The sequence below is a fragment of the Rhizobium sp. BK399 genome (genome assembly GCF_014194695.1).
Lineage (GTDB): Bacteria > Pseudomonadota > Alphaproteobacteria > Rhizobiales > Rhizobiaceae > Rhizobium.
Window position 1 is genome coordinate 198,097 of record NZ_JACIAH010000001.1, and the last position, 18,566, is coordinate 216,662.

Annotated in this window: 23 protein-coding genes and 1 tRNA gene; 11 read left to right on the forward strand and 13 right to left on the reverse strand. The window is 58.5% G+C overall.

From position 1 onward, the window contains the following. The first annotated feature begins 105 nt into the window (after positions 1 to 105). Genes FHT97_RS01025 through FHT97_RS01045 form a run of 5 tightly spaced genes read left to right on the forward strand, consistent with a single transcriptional unit; the run spans position 106 to position 5,046 of the window. On the forward strand, positions 106 to 681 hold the full coding sequence (locus FHT97_RS01025; protein ID WP_183859295.1) for a polysaccharide biosynthesis/export family protein: 576 nt from the start codon (positions 106 to 108) through the stop codon (positions 679 to 681). 6 nt (positions 682 to 687) lie between these two features. Continuing rightward, a complete protein-coding gene (locus FHT97_RS01030) occupies positions 688 to 1,857 on the forward strand; it encodes a glycosyltransferase family 4 protein (RefSeq protein ID WP_183859296.1) in 1,170 nt (389 codons plus the stop codon). 56 nt (positions 1,858 to 1,913) lie between these two features. Beyond that, complete coding sequence (locus FHT97_RS01035; protein ID WP_183859298.1) at positions 1,914 to 3,473, forward strand: undecaprenyl-phosphate glucose phosphotransferase; 1,560 nt, start codon at positions 1,914 to 1,916, stop codon at positions 3,471 to 3,473. Further along, the gene (locus tag FHT97_RS01040) at positions 3,470 to 4,756 is read left to right on the forward strand and encodes an O-antigen ligase family protein (RefSeq protein WP_183859300.1); all 1,287 of its coding nucleotides are present in this window, start codon (positions 3,470 to 3,472) and stop codon (positions 4,754 to 4,756) included. The genes FHT97_RS01035 and FHT97_RS01040 overlap by 4 nt, the downstream gene beginning before the upstream one ends. After that, positions 4,753 to 5,046 carry a helix-turn-helix transcriptional regulator gene (locus FHT97_RS01045; RefSeq protein ID WP_183859302.1) on the forward strand — a complete coding sequence of 98 codons (294 nt, stop codon included), beginning with the start codon at positions 4,753 to 4,755 and terminating at the stop codon, positions 5,044 to 5,046. Before FHT97_RS01040 ends, FHT97_RS01045 begins: the two co-directional genes overlap by 4 nt. A 25-nt stretch (positions 5,047 to 5,071) precedes the next feature. Here FHT97_RS01045 and FHT97_RS01050 read toward each other — a convergent pair whose 3' ends face one another. From FHT97_RS01050 to FHT97_RS01060, 3 genes are all read right to left on the reverse strand, one after another. Next, entirely contained in the window at positions 5,072 to 5,284 is a 213-nt protein-coding gene (locus tag FHT97_RS01050) for a hypothetical protein (protein ID WP_183751423.1), read from the reverse strand. Positions 5,285 to 5,461: 177 nt separating this feature from the next. After that, positions 5,462 to 5,677, reverse strand: a complete 216-nt coding sequence (locus tag FHT97_RS01055) for a hypothetical protein (RefSeq protein ID WP_183751425.1) — start codon at positions 5,675 to 5,677, stop codon at positions 5,462 to 5,464. Positions 5,678 to 5,894: 217 nt separating this feature from the next. Further along, a tRNA-Pro gene (locus FHT97_RS01060) sits at positions 5,895 to 5,971 on the reverse strand. Between the two features lie 616 nt (positions 5,972 to 6,587). Here FHT97_RS01060 and FHT97_RS01065 point away from each other — a divergent pair. From FHT97_RS01065 to FHT97_RS01075, 3 genes are all read left to right on the forward strand, one after another. Continuing rightward, positions 6,588 to 6,971, forward strand: coding sequence for a hypothetical protein (locus tag FHT97_RS01065; RefSeq protein ID WP_246712543.1), 384 nt, complete (start codon positions 6,588 to 6,590; stop codon positions 6,969 to 6,971). Positions 6,972 to 7,155: 184 nt separating this feature from the next. Next, positions 7,156 to 7,584, forward strand: a complete 429-nt coding sequence (locus FHT97_RS01070) for a CAP domain-containing protein (protein WP_246712561.1) — start codon at positions 7,156 to 7,158, stop codon at positions 7,582 to 7,584. Between the two features lie 170 nt (positions 7,585 to 7,754). Next, a complete protein-coding gene (locus tag FHT97_RS01075) occupies positions 7,755 to 7,904 on the forward strand; it encodes a hypothetical protein (protein WP_183751429.1) in 150 nt (49 codons plus the stop codon). 6 nt (positions 7,905 to 7,910) lie between these two features. Here the strand turns inward: FHT97_RS01075 and FHT97_RS01080 are convergent, their stop codons facing one another. The 7 genes from FHT97_RS01080 to FHT97_RS01110 form a co-directional block, all read right to left on the reverse strand. Further along, positions 7,911 to 8,576: an HAD family hydrolase gene (locus tag FHT97_RS01080; RefSeq protein WP_348649612.1), complete on the reverse strand. Its 666-nt coding sequence runs from the start codon at positions 8,574 to 8,576 to the stop codon at positions 7,911 to 7,913. A gap of 122 nt (positions 8,577 to 8,698) precedes the next feature. Continuing rightward, positions 8,699 to 9,241: a MerR family transcriptional regulator gene (locus FHT97_RS01085; RefSeq protein ID WP_183859305.1), complete on the reverse strand. Its 543-nt coding sequence runs from the start codon at positions 9,239 to 9,241 to the stop codon at positions 8,699 to 8,701. Positions 9,242 to 9,456: 215 nt separating this feature from the next. Continuing rightward, complete coding sequence (locus tag FHT97_RS01090; protein ID WP_007531489.1) at positions 9,457 to 9,795, reverse strand: integration host factor subunit alpha; 339 nt, start codon at positions 9,793 to 9,795, stop codon at positions 9,457 to 9,459. Positions 9,796 to 9,902: 107 nt separating this feature from the next. Continuing rightward, the gene (locus tag FHT97_RS01095; protein WP_016553512.1) at positions 9,903 to 10,874 is read right to left on the reverse strand and encodes a beta-ketoacyl-ACP synthase III; all 972 of its coding nucleotides are present in this window, start codon (positions 10,872 to 10,874) and stop codon (positions 9,903 to 9,905) included. A 19-nt stretch (positions 10,875 to 10,893) separates the two neighbouring features. Beyond that, positions 10,894 to 11,940, reverse strand: a complete 1,047-nt coding sequence (gene plsX, locus FHT97_RS01100; protein WP_183859307.1) for a phosphate acyltransferase PlsX — start codon at positions 11,938 to 11,940, stop codon at positions 10,894 to 10,896. Between the two features lie 103 nt (positions 11,941 to 12,043). Then, positions 12,044 to 12,598 carry a DUF177 domain-containing protein gene (locus FHT97_RS01105; protein ID WP_114712255.1) on the reverse strand — a complete coding sequence of 185 codons (555 nt, stop codon included), beginning with the start codon at positions 12,596 to 12,598 and terminating at the stop codon, positions 12,044 to 12,046. 11 nt (positions 12,599 to 12,609) lie between these two features. Next, complete coding sequence (locus tag FHT97_RS01110; RefSeq protein ID WP_183751433.1) at positions 12,610 to 13,200, reverse strand: ubiquinol-cytochrome C chaperone family protein; 591 nt, start codon at positions 13,198 to 13,200, stop codon at positions 12,610 to 12,612. Positions 13,201 to 13,378: 178 nt separating this feature from the next. Between FHT97_RS01110 and FHT97_RS01115 the strand changes: the two genes are divergently transcribed. Beyond that, positions 13,379 to 13,915 carry an outer membrane protein assembly factor BamE gene (locus FHT97_RS01115; protein ID WP_114712253.1) on the forward strand — a complete coding sequence of 179 codons (537 nt, stop codon included), beginning with the start codon at positions 13,379 to 13,381 and terminating at the stop codon, positions 13,913 to 13,915. Positions 13,916 to 13,984: 69 nt separating this feature from the next. On the opposite strand, the gene FHT97_RS01120 is transcribed toward FHT97_RS01115, so the two are convergent. The 3 genes from FHT97_RS01120 to FHT97_RS01130 form a co-directional block, all read right to left on the reverse strand. Next, positions 13,985 to 16,120 (reverse strand): sodium-translocating pyrophosphatase, encoded by a 2,136-nt coding sequence (locus FHT97_RS01120; protein WP_183859309.1) that lies wholly within the window; start codon positions 16,118 to 16,120, stop codon positions 13,985 to 13,987. A gap of 208 nt (positions 16,121 to 16,328) precedes the next feature. Then, positions 16,329 to 16,811 carry a transcription antitermination factor NusB gene (gene nusB / locus FHT97_RS01125; protein WP_183751440.1) on the reverse strand — a complete coding sequence of 161 codons (483 nt, stop codon included), beginning with the start codon at positions 16,809 to 16,811 and terminating at the stop codon, positions 16,329 to 16,331. Positions 16,812 to 16,814: 3 nt separating this feature from the next. Next, on the reverse strand, positions 16,815 to 17,270 hold the full coding sequence (locus FHT97_RS01130) for a 6,7-dimethyl-8-ribityllumazine synthase (RefSeq protein WP_183859311.1): 456 nt from the start codon (positions 17,268 to 17,270) through the stop codon (positions 16,815 to 16,817). A gap of 333 nt (positions 17,271 to 17,603) precedes the next feature. Here FHT97_RS01130 and FHT97_RS01135 point away from each other — a divergent pair, with 333 nt between their 5' ends. Both FHT97_RS01135 and FHT97_RS01140 read left to right on the forward strand, forming a co-directional pair. After that, positions 17,604 to 17,954 (forward strand): hypothetical protein, encoded by a 351-nt coding sequence (locus FHT97_RS01135; RefSeq protein ID WP_183859313.1) that lies wholly within the window; start codon positions 17,604 to 17,606, stop codon positions 17,952 to 17,954. A 98-nt stretch (positions 17,955 to 18,052) separates the two neighbouring features. Then, complete coding sequence (locus FHT97_RS01140; protein ID WP_183859315.1) at positions 18,053 to 18,550, forward strand: cupin domain-containing protein; 498 nt, start codon at positions 18,053 to 18,055, stop codon at positions 18,548 to 18,550. The last annotated feature ends 16 nt before the right edge of the window (positions 18,551 to 18,566 follow it).

The window sequence follows — 18,566 nt, forward strand, 5'->3', positions numbered from 1 at the left end:
GTCGCACTCGTCGATGCTAAAAAAGATCGCCGGTTTTTACCGACCATTAACCCTAACGGATTGATAACGGCTGAGACCGAATTCGTTTTTCTACGAGCAGACGCGATGCCTTTCGCACAGCCCAAGTTCCTGATGGCTCTGAGCCTCGCCGCCATGACCGCGGTCCTGAGCGGCTGCAACAGCTACAAGCCGGCGCCTCAGGCTTTCAACCAGGCGACGATCCAGCCCTATTCGCTGGACAGCGGCGACCGGCTGCGCATTACCGTGTTCGATCAACCGAGCATGACCAACACCTACACGATCGACCAGGCTGGTTACATCGCCTTCCCGCTTGTTGGCCAGGTTCCGGCCCGCGGGCGGACGCTGCAGCAGCTTTCGGGCCAGATTGCCCAGAAACTCCGGCAAGGCTACCTGCGTGATCCCGATGTCACGATCGATGTCGACCGCTACCGCTCGATCTTCGTTATGGGGGAAGTCGGCCAGTCCGGCCAATATGCCTACGTCCCCGGGATGACGGTGCAGAACGCCGTCGCCGTTGCCGGCGGCTTCAGCTCGCGTGCCAATCAAGGCGCCGTCGACGTGACCCGCAAGATTAACGGGCAGGTACTCACCGGTCGCGTCAACATCTCGTCGGCGATCATCGCCGGTGACACGATCTACGTTCGTGAACGACTGTTCTGATCCTCAATGACCGAACAGCGCCCTCTCCGCATCCTCCATTGCTTCAGGTCACCGGTCGGCGGAATTTTCCGGCATGTCCGCGACCTCGTACTGGAGCACAGCAAAGCGGGACACGAGGTTGGAATCCTTTGCGACAGCTCGACGGGCGGCGAGCACGAAGATCGCCTGTTCGATGACATTCGTCCCTTTCTTTCGATGGGATTGACGCGCATGCCCATGCGGCGGCACGTCAGCTTCTCCGACATCGGGGTGATCTGGGATACGTACAAGAACATCAAAAGTTTGCGGCCGGATGTGCTGCACGGTCACGGCGCCAAAGGCGGTGTGCTCGCGCGGCTTGCCGGCTCAGCCCTGCGGGTGAACAGGTATCGCGTAGCCCGCCTCTATACTGCGCATGGCGGGAGCCTGCATTATTCCCGCAGATCGTTCGTCGGGCAATTCGTGCTCCGCATGGAGCGCTTGCAGGAGTATTTCACCGACGCCCTCGTCTTCATCTGCGAATACGAGCGTGATTCCTACACGAAGAAGGTCGGGCGACCGCGAACAGAAACCCGACTGATCTACAATGGGATCGCCGAGCGGGACTTCGAACTCATCCCGACCCGTTCGGATGCTGTCCACTACATCTATGTCGGCATGCTTCGGGACCTTAAGGGTCCCGATCTCTTTGTGGAAGCCTTCGCGAAAGCCGAGCGCATCCTCGGTCGTCCGCTGTCGGCCGTAATGATCGGCGACGGACCGGATCGCGACAGGTACCGCGATATGATGATCGAGCGTGGCTTGGGCAAGCGGATCAGCATGCTGCCGGCAATGCGCGTTCAACAGGCTTTCGCCATGTCCCAAAATCTCGTTGTTCCGTCTCGGGCGGAAGCCATGCCCTACATCGTCCTCGAGGGCTTGGGTGCCGGCAAGACGATCATTGCCACGCGCGTCGGCGGTATTCCTGAGGCTTTGGGAAGAGACAGCCTCGCCCTCGTCAACCCCGAGGATGCCGACGACCTTGCACGCGTCATGGCTGATGCAATTCGCATCCCCGGCTGGCACGATGCGGCCATGCCCTCGACGGAACGAGTCAAATCGGTCTTTTCGGCCTCCGTTATGGCCAACGATGTCCTGAAACTGTACCACGACCTCCTCGATTCCGAATCCAAGCAAGCTGTTGCGGTTGCTTCGTAAAAGTTTCTTAGGGGCTTTCTGCTAATGCCGTTTTGATAACCAGCGGCGGTAGCCTCATGAACAAGGCAGAGAAGAGCGATCAGTTTGATCTGGAGGCGCTGCGCAAGCAGGTTTCTGACATCAATCGGCGCGGCGAAGACGCGGATGAGAAGGTTCGGCCGGAGCCGATCAATACCTATGCGCGTCAGATCGCCGAGCAATTCAGCGCCGGAAACCGCTCGCCGGCCATCATCATCGGTCAGTTCCGACTGTTCGAATTTGTGTCGCAGTTTCTGATCGGCTTGCTTGTCTATCTTCTCTGGCCCGGGAGCGGCGCGGAGACCCTTTCAGCGCGAGCCACCGCCGCCGCTGCTATTGCGGCTTTACTTGTCTTTGGACTCCAGACGGCCGATACCTATTCCATCCCGGCGCTACGCACCCGTATGCGACTGCTCCCCCGCGTCTTTGGTGTGTGGACGTTGGTCCTCATGATCGGCACGGCGGCCAGTGTGCTCTTTGGAAATGTCGGATGGCCACAGGTGCAGGCTTACATCGCCTGGTTCATTGCCGGTGCAATCTTCCTGCTTGCCGCTCGCTTCCTGATTGCCTACGGCATCCGCAACTGGTCGCGCAACGGCGTCATGGAGCGCCGGGCGGTGATCGTCGGTGGCGGAGAACCGGCAAAAGAGTTGATCCGCGTCCTCGAACAGCAAGCCGACAACGACATCCGAATCTGCGGCATCTTCGACGACCGCGGTGAGAAACGGTCACCGATCATGGTCGCCGGCTATCCGAAGCTTGGAACGGTCGCGGAACTCGTCGAGTTCGTCCGCATCACGCGCATCGACATGCTGATCATTTCCCTTCCGCTGAGCGCGGAGGCCCGTATCCTGCAACTGTTGAAAAAGCTCTGGGTGCTACCCGTCGATATCCGGCTGGCCGCCCACGCCAATCGACTGCGTTTCCGTCCCCGCGCCTATTCACGCATCGGCTCCGTCCCGATGCTCGACATCTTCAACAAACCGATCCGCGACTGGGACTCGGTCGCCAAGCGCTGTTTCGACATTTTCTTTGCACTGCTCGCGTTGGCGTTTCTCTGGCCAATCATGCTGGCAACCGCAATTGCCATCAAGCTGACGTCCAAGGGGCCTGTCTTTTTCAGACAGAAGCGCCACGGCTTCAACAACGAGATCATCAACATCTTCAAATTCCGGTCGATGTACGCCGACAAGGGCGATCCCACCGGCCGCGCCGCCGTCACCAAAGGCGATCCGCGCGTCACGCCAGTCGGACGCTTCATCCGCAAGAGTTCGATCGACGAGCTGCCCCAGCTTTTCAATGTGCTGACGGGCGATCTGTCGCTTGTCGGGCCGCGTCCGCATGCCGTGCTTGCCCAGGCGAAGGATCGTCCTTTCGGTGAGGTCGTGGAGGGCTACTTCGCCCGCCATCGCGTGAAGCCAGGCGTCACCGGCTGGGCGCAGATCAATGGCTGGCGGGGAGAGGTCGACCATGACGACAAGATCAAGTTCCGCACGGCCTATGACCTCTACTACATCGAGAACTGGTCGCTGTGGTTCGACCTGAAGATCCTCCTTCTCACGCCTTTCCGGCTGTTCAACACGGAAAACGCCTATTGAGCGCGGTCGAGGCGACACATTCGCGCGTTGCTCAGCCACAGCGGGCGACCCTGCGCCTCATTGGTTCCGCAATGGTCGCCTTCGGGGTCTTTCTCTCAGGTTTCGTTATCAACGAGCCGGCGCCTTACGAACTTTGGATGGCTGCGCTTCTCGGCATATGGTTCATCCTTGGTCTCAGAATTTCGCGATTCACAGCGCCGCTTCTGGCTCTGCTACTTGCTTTCAACGTCGGTGGCATGCTGTCGTTGACGCAGATGAAGGATCTGGGGACCGGACCGATGTATGTCGCGGTCTCGAGTTTCCTCGCACTGACGGCTATCTTTTATGCGGCAATTGTCGAGGAAAGCCATCGGCGTCTGCCGCTGATCTTCAATGCCTGGGCATTCGCCGCCGTTTTCACGTCACTCCTTGGAATTCTCGGCTACTTTCACGCCTTTCCAGGGGCGGAGGTTTTCACGCTCTACGATCGCGCCAAGGGCGCCTTCCAGGATCCGAACGTCTTTGGTCCGTTCTTGGTCCCACCGTCGCTCTATCTCGTCCACGGCATTCTTGCTGGCAAGTTGAGAACGGCACCGATCAAGGCCTTCGCGCTGCTGATCCTTGCGCTTGGTGTGTTTCTGTCTTTCTCGCGCGCGGCTTGGGGCCTCTTCCTTCTCGGCATTGTCATTCTAGTCTTCTGTATGCTGCTCAAGGAGCGCAGCGGAGCGTTCCGCCTGCGCATCCTGATCCTGTCTCTCGCTGCAATCATGTTGCTGGTAGCGTCGCTGGTCGTTGCTTTGCAGTTCCCGAAGGTCAATGCGCTCTTCTCGTCGCGAGCCCAGCTGGTACAGCAATACGATGGTGAGCACCTCGGCCGCTTCGATCGTCACCGCATCGGCTTTACGATGATGATGGAGCGTCCCCTCGGCATCGGGCCGCTGGTCTTCGGTACGATGTTTCCGGAGGACGAACATAACATCTGGCTGAAGTCGCTAACGAGCTATGGCTGGCTCGGATTTGTCAGCTATGTCGCCATGCTCTGCTGCACGATCTATCTCGGATTCAAAAACCTTCTCAGGGATCGTCCCTGGCAGCCGTATTTGATGATCGCCTGGATCGGGGTGCTTGGCCATGCCGCGATCGGTAACGTCATCGACATTGACCACTGGCGGCATGTCTACCTGCTTTTCGGCATCGTGTGGGGTTGCGCGGCGCTGGAGGAGCGCCATAAGCGCAATCCTGCGGGTGCGCGCCGCATATCGGGCTTGCGAACAAGCGACGGCGCGCTAGTCTCTCATCTATGATAACAGCGACTCAAATGCGCGGCGCCCGCGCCATGACCGGAATGAGCATCGAGGAACTGGCAGCCGCATCCGGTCTGCCTGTTGCTACAGTCGAAACGATGGAGCGCGACGAGCAGGGCGGCGAGCCGCATGCGCTGCTCGCGATCAAGCAAGCGCTGGAGGCAGCAGGCATCATCTTCATTGCCAGTGGCAATCATGACGAAGGTGGACCGGGCGTCAGGCTGAGAGCGCGAACCGGAGTCGATGAGGGTATCCGCCCGGAAAACCTCAACGCTGCAAACGACGACTAGCTCATCGGTAGTTCAAAGCTCCAAATTACAAATAGGCCTTGGCGAGCGCCGCAAGCTTGCGTTGATCCTTGACCCCCTGCCGGTAGAGTTGGATCAGAAGCGCACCGATGGCCTCGGCAGCCGAGGTATTTCGCTCGAGCCTCCGGTCTTTGCAGACATCGTCAAGCACCCCGGACAGAAGATCGAGATCGTCCGAGAAAAGCGGCAGGTCACGTGGAAGAACTGGGGATTTAAGCATGAAGCCACGGGTCCCGTCAGGGGCTGTCGATACCAGGAACGTTGTCGTCGGGCGCCCATCCATAGCCGACGATGCGGTCACTATGCGCGCCGACCGGCGATTTATCAACCGAACATTTCGGCTTGAAACATATATGTGATGACGCGAACCAACGCGCTTGTCCCAAAAGCTGCAGCCTCAGTTTTTCAGCCGCTCTGAGGCAAGCTCTGACTGGATCGAGCCCTCAATGATGACCCTGGCGGTGACTTTGAAGACATAGGCTTCGGCCAAATCGCTCAGTGCCAGCGCAACTTCGTGCTCTGGCCAGCCCGAGGATGTAGCCTTCTCGACAAGTGTCGCAAAGGGCTCAGACAGGGTTTCCCTGCATGTTTCGCTCGTCTCGCGGTTGGCCATCCGTCACCCACCAATGTTTTTGCCGGATGTATATTATCGAAAACTAATATTTTTTCGAGCTACCAAGACAAATTTCTGACAGCAATAGGTCTGGCAAAGATTGGTAGGCAGTCAGAAGAGCACGGTTGTGCCGCTCGACGCATCATTCTTCTACAAGACTAGTCATGAGTTGGAGAGATACCTTCCGGCTTCTGGGGGTGCCGAAGGTTAGTGTAAATGGTCGGGGCGACTGGACTCGAACCAGCGACCCCTTGACCCCCAGTCAAGTGCGCTACCGGGCTGCGCTACGCCCCGACCTGCCGAAACGGCCTGATCCTGTTAGTCTTTTGGGATTTCTGGTGCAAGGGAAAAATCGATCGTCAGGAAATATTACGGGAAGAGCGGTGTGGAAAAAAGGCGGGCATGCTTGACGCCATTCGTTTCTGATCGCTGTGAAATCGATTTGGGCGGGCCGGAGGTTTGATGCGGCGTCCGATGAAAACAAACAAACTAGCGGAGAGCGTTGTTGCTCGCTCTCCGCTTTCCGTCCTTCGATCATGCGAACCGGATGCCCCAGCCCTCCAGTTCTCCAGCAGCAGAAAAACTGACGCCAGTGGGGAGAAATATAGATTCTAATAAGCGGACGAACATCGGACCTTCGTCTCACGATGTTTCAGACCTCAGGTACCGTAGAGGTGGCTTGGGATTCGAGCAGCAATCCCGCGATCGAGGCGGTTCCTTCGTAGATGAATGGCTTTCGGGATGAGGACTTCGCTGAGGGAACCACGAATTCCGATGACGCAACAGCGTCTGGAATTCCAGCTGAGACACAATCTCTATACATCGAAATCATGGCTTGCCTTAGCAATTACTTAATAGAATCCTCCATGAGCGAAACCACTAAATTTCCGCGATTCACTTGGGGGACGACATGAGGAAGATCGTGATGGCTGGGGTACTGCTGCTTAGTTCTTGCGCGGCGGTCACTCCGCGCGACCAACCAATCCCCTACACGCTCTCAGAGGGTGAGACGGCCGCCGTTCAGGACGGAACTCGAAAGTTTCTTAAAGATCCCACCACTGCGACGTTCGCCAGCATAATGGCAACGCAGACACAGCCGGGGGTCGTCTCCGTTTGCGGTGTAGTAAACTCCAAAAACAAGGCTGGCGCCTTTACCGGCGGGGAGCCCTTCGCTGGCGTTTTGAGAAACACCAGCCCGGCGGGGAGAGCCGGCTTCTCGTTTACTCTCACCGCCCAAGGCAACGCAAAGACAAACTTCAACGATTTGTGCCGACAGAACGGCGTCATCATCTGAAGCTCATCCTTCGAATACCTCCGACGGCATTCGATCTCGGCCAGCTGCCTGCATATGTCCGATCGAATTCCATTGCGTGACCTAATTCGTTGTTGCGGGTTGCCAGGATCGCTCTCGTTGTGTCTCCTTTGCAGCGGCTCGCCAAAGGCGAGTCGTTGCCACCAGGAGAAATCCGACCATGAAAATGCTACAGGCATTAGCAGTTGCGCTTCTAAGTTTGGCATGCCTAGGTGCGGCGCAGCCGCCGTCTGCTACAGGCGATTTCGGTGCTCAGACACTGGCTTTGATCAATTCCTACAGGACGAGCCGTGGCCTATCTCCCTTGGCTGCGAATGGCACGTTGAAAGCCTTGGCGCGGCAGCACAGCCAGTATCAGGCAACGCGGCGACACATCAGCCACGACGGCTTTCGACAGCGATCGGCGCAAGCCAGGGCCGCTGGGCTCAGCATCGTATGTTCAGAGAACGTCGGTCATGGATATCTGACCCCGCAGCAGCTGTTTTCCGGATGGAGGCGTTCGCCGGGCCACAACACAAACCTGCTTCGACCCAACCTGCGATATGCGGGGGTGTCGGTTGTCGCAGGCTACTCGACCTTCTTCGCTTGCCAGTAGCGTTACATCGACCTTGACCGGTCCACGAAGGCGAGAAGCTGCAAGTGTGAGCAGTCGGTCGAAAAGGCTTGCTCGAATAAGCAGGCCCGAATAAGAGACCTGCAAAACGCGAGACTCTGGACGAAAACATGCAGATTGAGATCCCCTGCCCGAAGTGCAGGAACACCCGAATGAAATTCGAACGACCCGAGCCGGTCGACACCGACGTCCTTGTCTGCTTCACTTGCGGGCACGAACTCGGGACACTGGGTTCGGTGAAGGCAAAGATGCTTGCCGCCTACGAGCGCATGGTAAAGCAGGCGCCGCAGCGCAAGCAGTAGCAGCGTCTATTCGAGCAGTGCAACGCGGCCGTCGGGACCGACGTCCACACGCCAGCCGCGGTAGTCCGGGATTGAAAAGTGTGGGGTTGCAAACGGCGTCGTGTGCGTTTCGGTAATGACAGTCACGTCGGCTCCGGCTGCTTCGCCGGCGAGAATTCCGGCAACGGCATCTTCGAACACCAGGCACTTTGTCGGATCAACGCCGAGGCGCTTGGCGCCCAGCAAATAGCATTCGGGGCTCGGCTTTCCGGCTGCCACTTCTTCCCCGCTCACCATTACCACCGGCGTCGGAATGCCAGCCGCCGTCATGCGGCGCTTCGCGAGTTCGATCGGCGCTGAGGTTACGATCGCCCACTTCGACGGCGGAATGCTGTTCAGGAAATCGACGGCACCTGGGATCGCGACGATGCCTCCCACATCGTCCATTTCCTCTTTCAGCAATTGGCTTGCCTCATATTCCGGATCGACGCCTGGTAGCGCCAACTGGCGGATGACGTCGGATGCCCGAATGCCGTGGATCGTCTTGAGAAAAACCTCCGGCTCGAAGCCGTGCCGCACGGCCCACTCACTCCAGACACGTTCGACTACGGCAATAGAGTTCAGGAGGGTGCCATCCATATCGAACAGGAAGGCGTCATAGTACTTGCCGGGAACTGAATGAGACGCGGTCACGAGAGATTTTCCTTGAGGCTGACTGAATATCGAACGAGGCGCTGCGGTTCCGATACGGGACTGCTCGCGAAAGAATGGGCTGCGAACCCATGTAGGGTGGCTGACGCGTAGCGGCGAATCGATCAGCGAACCTGATCCAACAGGCGCTTGCATTCTAGAAGATCGTAGAGTGCCTCCTGCAGCAAAGCACGGTCCTCCTTGCCGACGCTCGACTTGCCGATCGAAACTTCGGGCGAATCCTCATCGCCAGCGCCGAAATTGAAGAAGCGACGTGTGATCGGCGGCTTCGCGCGACCGACAACCTGATCCTCATCCGACATTCCAACCCGTGGCTCGCCAGAATCGCCACCGTCCTGCTGACCGCCTGTCAGCGCCTGAACGCTTGCAAGGTCTCCATGGCCGATCGCAATGACGAACTTGTTGCCATTGGTCTTCAGAAGCTTCTGCACGCCCTTGATGGTGTAGCCATGATCATAGAGCAAGTGGCGGATGCCCTTCAGGAGATCGATATCCTCGGGCCTGTAGTAGCGTCGACCGCCACCACGCTTCATTGGCTTGATCTGCGGAAACCGCGTTTCCCAGAAGCGCAGGACATGCTGTGGAAGGTCTAGGTCGTCCGCCACCTCGCTGATGGTGCGGAAAGCATCGGGGCTCTTATCCAACATCCTTACTCCCTACGCGGTCTTGGGGCGCCGCGCGTCCGTTCGGCTGATAAGCGCAGCTGATGTCTCACGAACGTCAGAACCGAGCCGCGACTCATCATATTTCAACGGTTTGACGCCACGAATTCAAGTCACGTCTTGAATACCGCACAGATCGTTCAGGAAATATTGGAACTCGTCGCCGCTTAACGAGAGGAGTGCCCCCGTGCTGCGCTCGATCAAGAAGCCGGATTGGCAGCTTTCTGCTTGGTCTTGCGCAGCGTATGCGCCTTCAGAATCCGCGTCTTCAAGACATTGGACGCCTTGAAGGTCATGACGCGGCGGGGAGAGATCGGTACTTCCTCGCCGGTCTTCGGATTACGGCCGATGCGCTCGTTCTTGTCGCGCACCTGGAAAGTTGCAAAGGACGAGAGCTTGACGGTTTCGCCGCGGACGATCGCGTTACAAATCTCGTCAATGACAGTTTCCACGAGCTCAGCAGATTCGGTTCTCGAAAGTCCGACCTTACGAAAAACTGATTCCGCCAGGTCTGCTCGCGTCACTGTCTTTCCGGTCATGGTTTCCCCGCCCATTTGCCAATTATATTATGAAAGCGAACAAAGAGTATTTGTCTTGCGCCTCACGGTCAAGCTCTTGTTCGTCGGTAGTTTTTTGGATTTTTGGCTTACCAGCGCAGGAGTGCTGCGCCCCAGGTGAAGCCGCCGCCCATCGCTTCCAGCATGACCAGATCGCCTTCCTTGATCCGGCCATCCCCAGCAGCCGTTGCCAGCGCGAGCGGAATTGACGCGGCAGAGGTGTTGCCGTGAAGATCAACCGTAATGACTACCTTCTCGGGGGCGATATGCAACTTCTTGGCGGAGCCGTCGATAATACGGCGGTTGGCCTGGTGCGGCACCAGCCAGTCGAGATCGTCGGCAGTCGTGCCCGTAGCCTCAAACGCGGCCTCAATGACGTCTGTGATCATGCCGACCGCATACTTGAAGACCTCCCGGCCCTCCATGCGAAGCTTGCCGACCGTGCCCGTCGTCGAAGGGCCGCCATCCACGTAGAGTTTCTCCTTGTGGGAGCCATCGGAACGCAGGTGCGCCGTCAGCACGCCGCGATCGGCTGTAGTTCCCTCGCCTTCCGCCGCCTCGAGGACGATCGCGCCAGCGCCGTCGCCGAACAGGACGCAGGTGGTTCGGTCGTTCCAGTCGAGAATGCGCGAGAAGGTCTCGGCACCGATCACCAACACGCGCTTGGCAAGGCCACCGCGGATGTAGGCATCAGCCGTCGTCACGGCATAGACGAAGCCCGTGCAAACGGCCTGCACGTCGAACGCAAAGCCATGGTGCATGCCCAGCCGGTTCTGAATGTTGACGGCGGTCGCCGGGAACGTGTTGTCTGGCGTCGAGGTGGCACAGATGATGACATCGATGTCGGCTGGTGTCAGACCGGCTCTATCGAGCGCCGCGCGCGCAGCAGCTTCGCCGAGCGACGATGTTGTTTCGCCCTCACCGGCTATGTAACGCTGGCGGATGCCCGTGCGCTGGACAATCCATTCGTCTGATGTGTCCACGACATCTTCCATGTCGCGATTGGTCATAACGCGTTTCGGAAGTGCGGCTCCGAACCCGCGAACAACTGAACGGATCATAATGCTTAAACCCCGTCGCTCATGCGGCTTCCGGCCCGATCGGGGGCAGCCGCTTGGCATGATACTTTTGAAGATCGTTTTCTATTTTCTGATTGAGGCCATTCTTGGCCATGTCGTAGCCGACTTCGATGGCGGCTGCGATGCCTTCGGCGTTGGCGCCGCCGTGACTCTTGATGACCACGCCGTTGAGGCCCAGGAAGACGCCGCCATTCACGCGACTCGGATCCATCTTCTCGCGAAGCATATCGAAGGCGCCTTTGGCGAAGAAGTAGCCGATCTTGGCGAGCAGCGTGCGCGACATGGCAGAGCGCAGATATTCAGCGATTTGTCGTGCCGTTCCCTCGGCCGCCTTCAACGCGATGTTGCCCGAAAAGCCTTCGGTCACGACGACGTCGACGGTTCCCTTGCCAAGGTCGTTTCCTTCGACAAAGCCATAATACTCGAGCGAGTCGATGTTCGCCTCGCGCAGCAAGCGCCCGGCTTCCTTGACTTCTTCCTGCCCCTTGATCTCTTCGACGCCGACATTCAGCAAGCCGACCGTCGGGCGTTCGATCTCGAACAACGCGCGGGCCATTGCCCCACCCATCAGGGCGAAATCCATCAACTGCTGCGAATCCGCGCCGATCGTCGCGCCGACGTCGAGAACGATGCTCTCGCCCTTCAGCGTCGGCCAGATGGCGGCGATCGCCGGGCGCTCGATATTGGCCATCGTACGCAGACAGAACTTGGCCATTGCCATGAGGGCGCCAGTATTGCCGGCCGAGACGGCAACGTCCGCTTCCTTCGTCTTCACCGCTTCGATCGTCCGCCACATGGTGGAGACATAGCGACCGCGGCGAAGCGCCTGGCTCGGCTTCTCATCCATGCGGACTGCCAGCTCGCAGTCGTGGAAAACGGTCTTTTCCTTGAGATTCGGAAACCTGTCGAGAACCGGCTCGCACTGTTCCTTCAAACCATACATCACGAATGAAATATCGGGATGTCTTTCCAGTGCCTTAGCGGCGCCGGGGATGACAACCTGGGGACCAAAGTCGCCACCCATGAGGTCGATAGAAATTCTGATCACGCGTCCCTGATCCTTATTTTTCGCCTCCGGCGGGCGAAATTTCGGCCAAAATACCGGTTTTCCCGTCGCTTACAACTGAATTGTGTCAAATAGCCAACGGGGTTCAGTCCTTTTTCCAATCCTTGAGCACGGCGAAAGCAGAGGGCTTTTTGTCGTTTTCGCCGGTGTCTTCGATGTGACCCGAGAACTCCACGCCGGGTTTGCGCGGATAAGGATCAATCGCAAGGGCGGCGAATTCCGTCACCACCTCACCTGCATCGATTGTATCGCCGGTAAAGCTCTCGGGAAGGTCCGGACCATCGGGGTCAAGCACCATCTCACCGGCATCATTGGCCGGGCGACGCGCAAGCTTCGAATTCTCGGGCACGAAGATCTGCTCGAACGTCTCGTCGATTGCGGATGGCACAGGATCAAGGGTGACGACGCAGGATTGGACAATGTTCGCCTGAACCCTGCCCTTGATGCGGATTCCGTCGCGCTTCCACCGCGCGATCTGGAGCTCGGCCTTGAAACTGTCGACTGAAAGCACATTCCAGCTCTTGGCAATATCCTCCAATTCCCGCTTGTCCGCTTCCAGGCGCACCTCGACGGGATTGGTTGATATGTGGCCGACATTTACCAGGTAGGAGAACGGCACATCATCTCTTTTGCTTCTCATCATCTCCTCCTTCACGCAACCTTCGGAAGCGTCGCCGAACCTGTCGCAATCACATCCTCCGACTGGGACAAAAGATAGTCCTCGGCGGCAAACATCCAATCTGCGAGGCCGCGCATATCAACCGCCTCCTTGGCCTTGGGATGGATGTTCCGAACAAGCGCCGTCGCAAGTCCTTCGGCATCTCTGCTGTCCATCGCCTGGGCGTAGGACTCCAGCCGGCCATAGAACATACCGGCCAGTTTCTTCATGCGCTTGGGAACGCTGTTGTCACCAATTCCCAACTCACGGATGGAGTAATCGATATCTTGGAAGAAGGCGTCGACGATTTCCTGGGCAATCTCCTGACCGCTGGTTCCGGACGCTCGTGTGCGCCGGAAGAAGAGAATCATCACCGCCGAGAGCATTTCGAAACGCCCCATGACCGTATCCGGGACATTCAGGCGCTCGTAGAGTTCCGGCATGCGGGCGGCGGATGTCAGTGCCTGATATTGCCGATCTACGATTGCCTGGTTGCTGTTTTTCTTGCCAAAGAGCCCGAAGATCATCGTTTTTTCCGGAAAGGCCTCATTCTGGACGCCAAGCGGCGTCCGGCCTTGTTGCATGATTTTGAAAGCTGGTTTACCGAAGCAGGCGCGAATTGCAATGCCGAAGGTGGCCACTTTCGGGACAGCACCCCATCTGTCCGCACGAGCCAACGGGATGTCTCACCCCGGAATGGCCACAATGGTTTTGCATCAGCGATCTGAGGCCTGTGGCTGCCATTCATATTTTTAGGAGTAGATGTCGTTGACGAAACGGTATTTCAAGTCTGACAAAAAATTCCTCAGCAGTGCCGCCATTGCCATCATGATTGCCTCCACCGGACTTTCAGGCTGCCAGACAGGAACTGTCCTCAATGGCGGATATGTGGCCGACGAACAGTCGTTGAATCTTGTCCCGGAAGGATCGAGCCGCGAGCAGGTTCTCCTGTCCCTGGGTACACCATCGACAACAGCAACGTTCGATGGCGAAGTTTTCTACTACATCTCGCAGCGCCGCGAACGTTCCATGGCGTTCCAAAAGCTGAAGGTCGTCGACCAGAGCGTTCTGGCGATCTATTTCGACAAGGACGGCATCGTTACGCGTCGCGCGAACTACACGCTCAAGGATGGCAAGGTCTTTGATACGATCACGCGTGTCACCCCGACTGGCGGCAAGGACTTCACCTTCCTGCAGCAGCTTTTGTCCGGCGGCAGTGCCGCGAACGCTGCCAAGGGCCTCTTCGGTGGCGGCACGTCGCAGCCGGCTTCGCCTCAGAACCCGGCCAGCTTGCGCTAGAGCGAGCGAATGCTCAAAGAAAAACCCGCCGGATCGCTCCGGCGGGTTTTTTAGTGATCTCGGTTAGCCTCAGGCCAGAACGGCAAGAAGGAGCAGCGCGACGATGTTGGTGATCTTGATCGCCGGGTTGACGGCCGGACCGGCCGTGTCCTTGTAGGGGTCACCGACCGTGTCGCCGGTCACAGAGGCCTTGTGGGCATCGGAGCCTTTCATGTGACGCACCCCGTCCTTGTCGACGAAGCCGTCCTCGAAGCTCTTCTTGGCGTTGTCCCATGCGCCGCCGCCCGAGGTCATCGAGATCGCAACGAACAAGCCGTTGATGATCACGCCAAGCAACGAAGCACCCAGCGCCGCAAAGGCCGAAGCCTTCGAACCGGAAATGAGCAGCACGCCGAAATAGACGACGATCGGCGCCAGTACCGGCAGCAGCGACGGGATAATCATTTCACGGATCGCCGCCTTGGTCAGTAGATCAACGGCACGGCCGTAATCCGGCTTCTCCGTTCCTTGCATGATGCCGGGCTTCTGCTTGAACTGGAGGCGAACCTCCTCGACGATAGCGCCGGCCGCGCGACCGACGGCTGTCATTGCGATGCCGCCGAAGAGGTAGGGAATGAGGCCGCCGAAGATCAATCCGGCGACGACATAAGGATTGGAAAGGTCGAATGAGATATCGCCGATGCCTGCAAAATATGGGTACTTGTCGCCATTGGCGGCAAAGTACTTGAGGTCGTAGGAATAGGCGGCAAACAGAACCAGGGCGCCGAGACCCGCCGAGCCGATCGCATACCCCTTGGTGACAGCCTTCGTCGTGTTGCCGACAGCGTCGAGCGCGTCGGTCGACTTGCGCACCTCAGGCGGCAGATGGGACATTTCCGCAATGCCACCCGCGTTGTCCGTCACCGGACCGAAGGCATCGAGGGCGACGATCATGCCGGCAATGCCGAGCATGGCGGTAACCGCAATGCCAGTGCCGAAAAGTCCGCCGAGCTGATAGGTCGCCAGGATGCCGCCAACGATGACGATCGCCGGTAGAGCCGTCGATTCAAGCGAAACGGCAAGCCCCTGGATGACGTTGGTGCCGTGGCCGGTCACCGACGCCTGAGCGATGGAATTGACCGGGCGCTTGTTGGTGCCGGTGTAGTATTCGGTGATGACTACGATTAGCGCCGTCACAATCAGACCGACCAGACCGCAGACAAAGAGGTGCGTGCCGGTGATTTCCGCACCGTTGACAGTGCCGACAGGGCCCCAGCCGATCGTCAGCGACGTCGCGGCACCAAGACCGATGATCGACAGCAGGCCAGTGACAATGAGGCCCTTGTAGAGAGCACCCATGATTGAGCCGTTGCTGCCGAGCTTGACGAAGAAGGTGCCGACGATCGAGGTGATGATGCAAGCGCCGCAGATCGCGAGCGGATACAGCATCGCCGATTGTAGGAGGGGCGCGCCGGCAAAGAAGATTGCGGCGAGAACCATGGTCGCCACGACGGATACGGCATAGGTTTCGAAAAGGTCGGCCGCCATGCCGGCGCAATCGCCGACGTTGTCGCCGACGTTGTCGGCAATCGTTGCGGGATTGCGCGGATCATCTTCCGGAATACCTGCTTCGACCTTGCCGACGAGGTCGCCGCCGACGTCAGCGCCCTTGGTGAAGATACCGCCGCCGAGGCGGGCGAAGATCGAAATCAGCGACGCACCGAAGCCGAGCGCGACGAGGGAGTCGATCACTTCGCGGGAGCTGCCATCGTGTCCAAGCACGACGGTCAGCACATAGTAGTAGATCGACACGCCAAGAAGCGCGAGACCCGCCACCAGAAGCCCGGTGATAGCGCCCGACTTGAAAGCGATCTCGAGTCCGGCAGACAGGCTCTGGGATGCTGCCTGCGCCGTGCGGACGTTGGCGCGCACCGAGACGTGCATGCCGATGAAACCAGCGGCGCCGGACAGAACCGCGCCGATGAGGAAGCCAATTGCAGCCGTGCCGGAGAGCAGCAGCCAGGCTGCAATGAAAACGACGATGCCGACGATTGCGATAGTCTTGTATTGGCGCGTCAAATAAGCCTGCGCGCCTTCACGAATATAGCCTGCAATTTCCTGCATGCGCTTGTTACCCTGATCGGCGGCGAGCACCGACCGGGTTGCCCAGATGGCATACACCACCGAGAGCAGACCGCACGCTATTACCCCTAAAAGAATGCTCATTTCGCTCTTTCCTCCAAAAGAGCCGGAGCTCACTCCCTCTCCGGCTGCGAATACGCCGACTCGATTTCCTCCCACAGAAATGCTGCAACGCCGCGCGGAGATTGCGTGGAGGAAAACGGCGCGTCAAGCCCCGCAAACGCCAAAAGCCCTTGCAGCACAATGGGAACCGGGAGTTTTTGGAGGTCGGGGCAACAGCCCCGCCAGAACGCTATTTCTTGGCTTCGCCGCGAACCTGTTTCGCGATCCGGTCAAGCACAGCGTTGACCAATTTTGGCTCGTCGTCGCTGAAGAAGGCCTGGGCGATCTCGACGTATTCCGTCACGATGACTGCGACCGGAACGTCCTTGCGATCCAGGATCTCGAACACGCCGGCACGCAGGATCGCGCGGACGGTGCTATCGAGACGCGACAGCGCCCAGTCGTCCTGCAGCGCGGACGCGATCAGCGGGTCCAGACGACGCTGCTCTCGCACGACGCCTGACACGATGGAGCGGAACCAGGAGGGGTCGGCCTTCAGGTAGGTCTCGCCGTCGAGTTCCTGGCCGAGGCGATGCGCCTCGTATTCGGCCACGATCTCCAGCACGCCGGTGCCGCCAATATCCATCTGGTAGAGCGCCTGAACGGCAGCAAGGCGCGCAGCACCTCGCTGGTTCGCAGTCTTGACGGGACGCTCCGAGTTTTCGTTGTTCATTCGTTATGCACCCAATTTCTTCTTCAGCTCGATCATCGCGAGAGCTGCACGGGCGGCAAATCCGCCCTTGTCCTTGTCCGAACGGCGGGCACGAGACCAAGCCTGATCGTCATTCTCAACAGTCAGAATACCATTGCCAATGGCAAGGGATTCGCTCACGGCCAGATCCATCAGCGCGCGAGAAGATTCGTTCGAGACGATATCGAAATGATAGGTCTCGCCGCGGATGACCATGCCAAGAGCGACATATCCATCGTACTGCGTGCCTTCATTATCTGCTCCGTCGAGCGCCATGGCAATTGCCGCTGGAATCTCGAGAGCACCCGGGACGGTAACCACCTCATAGGTTGCCCCGGCCTCTTTCAAGGCGAAAGTCGCGCCTTCGAGCAGCGCATCGGCCATGTCGTCGTAGAAGCGTGCTTCAACGATCAAAATGTGGGGAGCGGTTTCTCGCGCCATGCTTCACCTTCGGAGCTAGAGGACTTCACTGTTTGGCAGGCCGCGGTCAAAACACGCCGCGACCGGAATGGCAAGCAAATTCGGATCATGGCTCCGATGCGAAATCCGGAATCGCGACAAGCACATGATGGACACTGCACACATCGGCCTGAGGCCACCGTTGTGCGGCGCCTCGAAAATGGCGAATGAAGGGCAACCCGCATGAACAATTTGTAACCAAATTCCAGATAGTTATTGGTTGAAGGCGGACAATCCGGCTACCAATTTCAGCTGTGTAACGCTGACGATCCATTGCCGACGGCCGATCGTCAGAGCAGATGAAAGGATAGTTCCATGAATCGCGTTGCCGCCATCGCCTCCGCAGTCGTTACTCTTGCCTTCGCAGACGCCAGCCGTGCGGAAAGCCTCGACATGAACGCCCCATCAGGCATCGAGCGCACCCTCCGAACCTTCAGCGGCGCAAATCTCGACGTTCGGCAGGTTTACGATCACGGCGGATCCGGAAATATCGGTGACCCGAAATCCTTTGCCGCACGCAGCGTCAATGACCTCCAAATGATCCGCGCCGCCATTGCAGTTAACAAGCCGCTCCTGCATCAACTCAACGCCAAAGGCGTGCTGCTCGGAAACATCGTCAACGTTGATCAGGCTGTAGATGGCGGTCTCACCATCTACTATCGATAAACGCGAGGGCGGCGGCACAAGCTGTCGCCCGGTATGATGCTTTGCGGTTGTATTTTCTCGCAGGATGGTGCCTTTTCTCCGGAAACAGGAGGAAGACAATGTCCAGCGTATCGAAGCCCGTGATCAACATCGCCGATTTGAAGCTTGAGCATTGGAAGCAAGGAGACCTGTACGAGGGCACGGACGCCTCGTTCGGCTCGCTTCTCGGTCTCGCCGGCCTCGGCATCAGCTACAACGAGGTGCCGCCCGGCAAATCCAGCTGTCCGTTCCACAATCATCATGTAGAGGACGAGCTGTTTTTTATTATTGAGGGCGCCGGCGAGTATCGCTTCGGCTCCGATCGCTACCCCATCCGGAAGGGCGATACGCTCGGCGCTCCCGCCGGAGGACAAGAGACCGCTCATCAGATCATCAACACGGGTTCGACGCCTCTCGTCTACCTCGGTATCTCGACCAAGGCGAAGACCGAGATCGTCGAGTATCCCGATTCAGGAAAATTTCTCGCCAAGACCAATCGCGACGAAGCGAACCGTTTTCGTTTCATGGGCAGAGGCAGCGGTAATCTGGACTATTGGGACGGCGAACCCGGCGCATGACGTCTATTCGAGAGAG